Consider the following 7,507-nt stretch of genomic DNA (forward strand, 5'->3'; position numbering starts at 1 on the left):
CCATGGATGGGCCATCAGCGCGGTCCCCGCGGAGCAGGTGCGGAGCGAGGGAACCCCGGAGCGCAGCGCAGGGGCCGTATGCAGGGCCGGGGCGTTTTGCCAACTTTTGCGCCGTCAAAAGTTGGCCGCCGTAAGGGCGGAAGGGGCCGGCAGAGCCGCCATCTGCACTGGATATGTCCATCAAGGCCAAGGCCAGAGCCAAACCCCATGGCCTCGCCGACAAGACCGGCCACAGAGTGCACTTGCAGTCATGCGATACCTTCCTTGTGTAGTTATTCACGGCTAAGGAGGTTTAGTAGAAAACTCAGCGTTTTCCTGTAATAGCCGCGGACGCAACGCCGCACCTAACGCCCGCGCGGCAACTGAATCTTGAACTGCGCCCCGCCCAGGGCCGATTGTCCCACCGTCAAGGTACCGCCCTGCCCCTCGATCACCCGTCGACTGATCGCCAGGCCCAGGCCAAAGCCGCCCGTCGCACGATCACGGCTGCGATCCAGGCGATAGAACGGCTGGAAAATCTGCTCGCGCTCTTCCTGTGGGATACCGATGCCGTCATCCTCCACCGTCAGCACACAGCTGTGCTCGTCATGGCTCAGGCGCAGCACCAGCCGCTCATCGCAGTAGCGCATGGCATTGCGCACCAGGTTCTGCACCGCCCGCGCGGTAAGCCGCGGATCAAGGATCAGGCGTGGCAGGTCGGACTCGGCACGCACCTCCCAGGTGATCCCGCGGCCGTCCAGCTCCTCGGCAAAACTGCCGAGGATGCTGTCGACGAACTCCAGCAAGCCCACCTCGACCCGCTCGCCCATCTGCCCCGGCGTCTGCAGGCGGTTGTACGACAGCAGTTCGAGCACCAGCGCATCCAGCTCGCGCACATGCCCCACCAGTTGCAGCAGACGCTTGCGACTGGCCGGCGGCAGTTCGTCGTACAACAGCACCAGGCCAAAATCCAGGCGGGTCAGCGGTGTGCGCAGTTCATGCGACACCGCGTTGAGCAACTCGCGCTGCTGGGTCAGCAACTGCTCCAGATCATCGGCCATGGTGTCGAACACCTTGGCCAACGCACCAATGTTCGAGCGCGGCGAAATCAGTGTGCGTTCCGACAGTTGCCCCTGGCCCAGCAGTTGCGCGGTGGCCTTGAGCCGTTGCAGGTCACGCCAGTGCGGCCATACCCAGAACAGCAGGCAGGCCAACAGCGCCGCGCCGATCAGGACCATGATCGTCCATGAGAGCATGTTGATGTCGTAGGGCTCCGGCGGGTTGATCAGCGCCACCATCCATTCGCTGTCCAGCGGCGCCAGCGCTGTTTCGTAGTAGCCCCAGTCACCCAGGCGCACCACATACTGGCCGCTCTGCAAGCGGCCACGTTCGTCGGCATCGAGGTCGCTCTCCAACTGACGCCGCAGCTCGATGCGCAGCGGTGCGAAATCCTTGCTCAGCACCTCGGCCACTGCCGGCCATTGCGCCTTGGGAGACTGCTCGAACTGCTTGACCACCAGCCGCTGCACACCCCGCGCCTGCTCCAGGTTGTAGGCGATATAACGACCGTGGAACGCCTGCACGATCAGGTCGGGCACGAAGTACATGGCGCCGGCATAGGCCGAGATGGTGATCAGGTACAAACGGACGACGATTTTCAGCATGGCGCTGTCTTGACCTCAGAATTCCCACTCGACGCGGCTGAACAGGTAACCCTTGCCCCACACGGTCTTGATCTTCCGCGCTTCGCCGGCGTTGTCATCGAACTTGCGGCGCAATTTGGAGATGGCCACGTCCACCGAACGGTCGGTGCCGTTGAACTCGATACCGCGCAGTTGCTGGAGGATATGGTCGCGGCTGAGCACCGTGCCGGCATTGCGCGCCAGCACTACCAGCAGGTTGAATTCGCCACTGGACAACTCCACCGGCTCGTCACGCCAGTGCACGGTGCGCTCGGCCAGGTTGATGCGCAGCCCACCGATGGCGATCAGGTCGCTCTCCAGGTGTGGCTCGTTGATGCTGCTGCGCCGCAGCAGGGTGCGCACCCGCGCCAGCAGCACGCGCGGTTCGCACGGCTTGGTGACGTAGTCGTCAGCGCCCATTTCCAAACCCAGTACCTGGTCATGGCTATCGTCGCGGGCGGTCAGCATCAGGATCGGCAACGCCGCCGACTCGGCGCGCAGCAACTGGCACACCTGCAGGCCATCGAGGCCCGGCAGCATCAGATCGAGAATGACCAGGTCCGGCTGGGTCCGCCGCGACGCGTCCAGGGCATGATCGCCACGGGCGATCACACTCACGCAAAAGCCATTGCGCTGCAGGTAGCTGGCAATCAGCTCGGACAAGGCGCAGTCGTCTTCAACCAGGAGGATATTCGGCATGGGCAATTTGACAGGCAGGAAAAGTCAGGCAGGATATAGAACCTCACCGGACGCGGCGCGATTCTTCACACTTTTTCACATTAGGCCTACACAGCTTCACACAGCCTGTAGGAGGCCTGCCTTAGGATTGCCGGGTCATTTATGGAAGATCCGCATGCCCAGTTCAAGCCCCGTCCGTCTGCGCACCCTGTTCCCGCTGCTCGCCCTCAGCCTGGCACTGGCCGGCTGCGGCGACGCGCCGAGCGATGAGCAAAAGCCGCCGGCGCCCAATGTCTCGATCGAAACCGTCAAGGTTCAGCCCCTGGCCATCAGCACCGAGCTGTCCGGGCGCGTGCTCGCCCCACGGGTTGCCGAAGTGCGCGCCCGGGTTGCCGGTGTGGTGCTCAAGCGCGTGTACCGCGAAGGCAGCGACGTGAAACAGGGCGATGTGCTGTTCCGCATCGACCCGGCGCCGTTCCAGGCCGATTACGACAGTGCCCGCGCCGCCCTGGCCAAGGCCGAAGCCACGCGTTTCCAGGCCAAGCTGCAGGACGAGCGCTACCGCGAGTTGATCAGCATCAACGCGGTCAGCCGCCAGGAGCACGACAACGCCCGCGCCGCGGCGCTGCAGGCCAACGCCGATGTCGATGCGGCCAAGGCCGCGCTCGAACGCGCCCGCCTGAACCTCGGCTACGCCACGGTTACCGCACCGATTTCCGGGCGGGTGGGCCGCGCACTGGTTACCGAAGGTGCCCTGGTCGGGCAGAACGAGTCGACGCCGCTGGCGATCATCCAGCAGCTCGACCCGATCCACGCCGACATCACCCAGTCGACCCGCGAGATCAACGCGCTGCGCCGCGCCCTGCGCGCCGGCGAGCTGCAGCAGGTCGGCGACGGCCAGGCCCGCGCCACGCTGATCCAGGACGATGGCTCGGTCTACCCGCAGCCGGGCAAGCTGCTGTTCTCCGACATCAGCGTCGACCAGAGCACCGGGCAGATCACCCTGCGCAGCGAATTCCCCAACCCGGACCTCGACCTGTTGCCGGGCAGCTTCATCCGCGTGCGCCTGGAACAGGCGATCCAGCCGCAGGGCATCAGCGTGCCGCAACAGGCCGTGCTGCGCGACAGCGCCGGCAAACCACGGGTGCTGCTGGTGGACGCCGAGCAAACGGTCAGCGAACGCCCGGTGGTGCTCGGCGCCGCCCAGCAGGACCGCTGGATCGTCAGCGAAGGCCTGGCTCCCGGCGACCGCGTGGTGATCGAAGGGCTGCAACACGTCAAGGTCGGTGACCATGTGCAGGTCACCCCGACCGGCAAGGATGCCCTTCCCATCGTTCAGCATTCCGGCCAATGAGGGCCTGATTCATGCCGCAGTTTTTTATTGACCGCCCGATCTTCGCCTGGGTGGTGGCACTGTTCATCCTGCTCGCCGGGGCCATGGCCCTGCCGAAGCTGCCCGTCGCCCAGTATCCCAACGTCGCCCCGCCACAGATCGAGATCTACGCGGTGTACCCCGGCGCCTCGGCGCAGTCGATCGACGACAGCGTGGTCAGCCTGATCGAGCAAGAGCTCAACGGCGCCGACCACCTGCTGTACTTCCAGTCGCAGAGCAGCCTCGGCAGCGCGACCATCACCGCCACCTTCGAACCCGGCACCAACCCGGAACTGGCCCAGGTCGACGTGCAGAACCGCCTGAAAGTGGTCGAGTCGCGCTTGCCGCGGGCCGTTACCCAGCAAGGCCTGGCGGTGGAAAAGATCTCCACCGGCTTCCTCATGCTGGTCACCCTGACCTCGGAAACGCCGAACCTCGACGAGGTCGGCTTGAGCGACTTCCTCGCGCGTAACGTGATGAACGAGATCCGCCGCCTCAAGGGCGTCGGCAAGGCCCAGCTGTATGGCTCGGAGCGGGCCATGCGGGTCTGGATCGACCCGCAGAAACTGGTCGGTTTCAACCTCACCCCCGAGGACGTCAACACCGCTATCGCCGGGCAGAACGCCCTGGTCGCCCCCGGCAGCATCGGCGATCTGCCGGGCAGCCCGACCCAGATGATCACCGCCAACGTGCTGGTCAAAGGGCAACTGTCGACCCCGGAAGAGTTCGCCGGCATCGTCCTGCGGGCCAACCCGGACGGGTCCACGGTGACCATCGGCGATGTCGCCCGGGTCGAGATCGGCAGCCAGGAATACCAGTACGGCACTCGCCTCAACGGCCAGCCATCGACCGCCTTCAGCGTGCAGTTGTCGCCGGGCGCCAACGCCATGGAAACCGCCACCCTGGTGCGGGCCAAGATGCACGAGCTGTCGCGTTTCTTCCCGCCGGGCGCGCGCTACGACATCCCGTATGACACCTCGCCGTTCGTCAAGGTGTCGATCCAGCAGGTGATTACCACCCTCGGCGAAGCCATGGTGCTGGTGTTCCTGGTGATGTTCGTGTTCCTGCAAAACATCCGCTACACGCTGATCCCGACTCTGGTGGTGCCGGTGGCGTTGATGGGCACCTTTGCGGTGATGTACGGCCTGGGCTTTTCGATCAACGTGCTGACCCTGTTCGGCATGGTGCTGGCCATCGGCATCCTGGTCGACGACGCCATCGTGGTGGTGGAGAACGTCGAGCGGATCATGGCCGAAGAAGGCCTGCCGCCGCGCGAAGCGACCCGCAAGGCCATGGGCCAGATCAGCGGCGCGATCATCGGCATCACCCTGGTGCTGGTAGCCGTGTTCCTGCCGATGGCGTTCATGAGCGGTTCGGTCGGGGTGATCTACCAGCAGTTCTCGGTGTCGATGGCGGTATCGATCCTGTTCTCGGCGTTCCTTGCCCTGAGCCTGACCCCGGCCCTCTGTGCCACCCTGCTCAAGCCGCTGGCCAAGGGCGAGCACCACGAGAAACGCGGCTTCTTCGGCTGGTTCAACCGCCGCTTCGAGAACCTGAGCAACGGCTACCAGCGCTGGGTGGCGAATGCCATCGCCCGCACCGGCCGCTACCTGCTGGTGTATGGACTGCTGCTCGGGGCGCTGGTGTACAGCTTCAGCGAGCTGCCCTCCTCGTTCCTGCCGACCGAAGACCAGGGCTACACCATCACCGACGTGCAATTGCCACCGGGTGCCAGCCGTAACCGCACGGTGCAGGTCGCCGAGCAGATCGAGGCGAACAACGCCGGCGAACCAGGCGTGGGCAACACCACGGTGATCCTCGGCTTCAGTTTCTCCGGTAACGGGCAGAACGCGGCGCTGGTCTTCACCACGCTCAAGGACTGGGCCGAGCGTAGCGCCGAGCACAGCGCCCAGGCGATTGCCGACCGCGCGACCATGGCCTTCAGCCAGTTCAAGGACGCGATTGCCTACTCGGTGCTGCCGCCACCGGTGGATGGCCTGGGTAACTCGACCGGCTTCGAGTTCCGCCTGCAGGACCGTGGCGGCCTTGGCCACCAGCGCCTCACCGAGGCCCGCGACCAGTTGCTGGCTGCGGCCGAACAGAGCCCGGTGCTGGTCAACGTGCGCGAAGGTGCGCTGGCCGACAGCCCACAGGTGCAACTGGCCGTCGACCGCCAGCAAGCCAACGCCCTCGGGGTGTCGTTTGCCGATATCGGTACGGTACTGAACACGGCAGTGGGCTCCACCTATGTCAACGACTTCCCCAACCAGGGGCGGATGCAGCGCGTGGTGGTACAGGCCGAGGGCGACCGCCGCAGCCAGATCGAAGACCTGCTGAAGATCCATGTGCGCAACAGCAGCGGCAAGATGGTCCCGCTGTCGGCCTTTGCCCATGCCGAATGGACCTCCGGCCCGGTGCAACTGACCCGCTACAACGGCTACCCGGCCATCGCCATTTCCGGCGAACCGGCACCGGGGCATAGCTCTGGCGAAGCGATGGCGGAGATCCAGCGTCTGGTCGACCAGTTGCCACTGGGCTACGGCCTGGAGTGGACCGGGCTGTCGCTGCAGGAAAAACTTTCCGGCAGCCAGGCGCCCTTGCTGATGGGCCTGTCGCTGCTGGTGGTATTCCTCTGTCTGGCGGCGCTGTATGAAAGTTGGTCGATTCCGACGGCGGTATTGCTGGTGGTACCGCTTGGCGTGCTCGGTGCGGTGCTCGCGGTGACGCTGCGCGGGATGCCCAACGACGTGTTCTTCAAAGTCGGCCTGATTACCCTGATCGGCCTGTCGGCGAAGAACGCCATCCTGATCATCGAGTTTGCCAAGGACCTGGTCGATCAGGGCCACGATCTGGTCGAGGCCACGGTAAAAGCCGCGCGCCTGCGTTTGCGGCCGATCGTGATGACCTCGCTGGCGTTCATTCTCGGCGTGGTGCCCTTGGCGATTGCCAGCGGTGCCAGCTCGGCGAGCCAGCAGGCCATTGGCACTGGGGTGATCGGCGGTATGCTCAGCGCCACCCTGGCGGTGGTGTTCGTGCCGGTGTTCTTTGTGGTGGTGATGCGCCTGAGTGGCGCCGAGCGCCGCGCCAAAGCGGCGACCGCGCAGCATGCGGTGTCCGGCGAAAGCTGATGGACAGCGCGCCAGCGCTCATGGGATGGTGACCGGCATTACCTGCCAGGAACCCGTTGCATGAGTGCTGTCTCCCCTCCTCCGTTTTCCGTGCTGGTGCTGGCCGGCGGTCGTGGCCAGCGCATGGGCGGCCACGACAAGGGCCTGCTGGCCTGGCATGGCCAGCCGCTGATTGCCCATCTGCAGCGCCTGCTGCGTCCGCTCAGCGACGACCTGATCATCTCCTGCAACCGTAACCAGGCGCTTTACCGCAGCTATGCCGATCAACTGGTGGGCGATCTGGAGCCGGACTTTCCCGGGCCGCTGGCAGGCGTACGAGCCGGATTGCGGGTGGCCCGGCATGAGTGGTTGCTGATTCTTGCCTGCGATGCGCCGTTGGTCGACCGGGCGCTGATCGAGCAGTTGCTGAATCTGGCGCAGACCACCCAGGCCCCAGCCATGGTGCGTCAGGCCGGGTTCTGGCAGCCGATGTTCAGCCTGATTCCCAGGCGCCTGGCGGCGCCCCTGGAGCAACGCTGGCAGGCTGGCGAACGCAGCCTGCAACGGGCGTTGCGCGATGAAAATCTACAGGCGCTGGACTGCGCCGAGGATGATCGACGCCTGAGCAACTTCAATACGCCGGAGGGCTTGCGTTAAAAGCATCGCGGGACGCGCCCGCTCCCACAGGG

At 65.2% G+C, this 7,507-nt stretch carries 5 protein-coding genes; 3 read left to right on the forward strand and 2 right to left on the reverse strand.

Annotation, left to right across the window (positions count from 1 at the left end; translation table 11 throughout):
• Positions 1-344: 344 nt before the first annotated feature.
• Both DCO48_RS22270 and DCO48_RS22275 read right to left on the reverse strand, forming a co-directional pair.
• A complete protein-coding gene (locus DCO48_RS22270; RefSeq protein ID WP_116552768.1) occupies positions 345-1,643 on the reverse strand; it encodes an ATP-binding protein in 1,299 nt (432 codons plus the stop codon).
• 15 nt (positions 1,644-1,658) lie between these two features.
• Positions 1,659-2,360: a response regulator transcription factor gene (locus DCO48_RS22275; protein WP_116552769.1), complete on the reverse strand. Its 702-nt coding sequence runs from the start codon at positions 2,358-2,360 to the stop codon at positions 1,659-1,661.
• 154 nt (positions 2,361-2,514) lie between these two features.
• Between DCO48_RS22275 and DCO48_RS22280 the strand changes: the two genes are divergently transcribed.
• From DCO48_RS22280 to mobA, 3 genes are read left to right on the forward strand one after another with little or no spacing between them, the layout of a single operon-like run.
• Entirely contained in the window at positions 2,515-3,693 is a 1,179-nt protein-coding gene (locus tag DCO48_RS22280) for an efflux RND transporter periplasmic adaptor subunit (RefSeq protein WP_116552770.1), read from the forward strand.
• Between the two features lie 11 nt (positions 3,694-3,704).
• Positions 3,705-6,839, forward strand: coding sequence for an efflux RND transporter permease subunit (locus DCO48_RS22285; protein WP_116552771.1), 3,135 nt, complete (start codon positions 3,705-3,707; stop codon positions 6,837-6,839).
• Between the two features lie 60 nt (positions 6,840-6,899).
• A complete protein-coding gene (gene mobA, locus DCO48_RS22290) occupies positions 6,900-7,475 on the forward strand; it encodes a molybdenum cofactor guanylyltransferase MobA (protein WP_116552772.1) in 576 nt (191 codons plus the stop codon).
• The last annotated feature ends 32 nt before the right edge of the window (positions 7,476-7,507 follow it).

The organism is Pseudomonas sp. SDI (genome assembly GCF_003105155.1).
Lineage (GTDB): Bacteria > Pseudomonadota > Gammaproteobacteria > Pseudomonadales > Pseudomonadaceae > Aquipseudomonas.

Excerpts from the sequence above, each read along its gene's own strand:
- mobA (WP_116552772.1), top strand. The coding sequence starts at position 6,900 with ATGAGTGCTGTCTCCCCTCCTCCGTTTTCCGTGCTGGTGCTGGCCGGC.
- DCO48_RS22270 (WP_116552768.1), bottom strand. The coding sequence starts at position 1,643 with ATGCTGAAAATCGTCGTCCGTTTGTACCTGATCACCATCTCGGCCTAT.
- DCO48_RS22280 (WP_116552770.1), top strand. The coding sequence starts at position 2,515 with ATGCCCAGTTCAAGCCCCGTCCGTCTGCGCACCCTGTTCCCGCTGCTC.
- DCO48_RS22285 (WP_116552771.1), top strand. The coding sequence starts at position 3,705 with ATGCCGCAGTTTTTTATTGACCGCCCGATCTTCGCCTGGGTGGTGGCA.
- DCO48_RS22275 (WP_116552769.1), bottom strand. The coding sequence starts at position 2,360 with ATGCCGAATATCCTCCTGGTTGAAGACGACTGCGCCTTGTCCGAGCTG.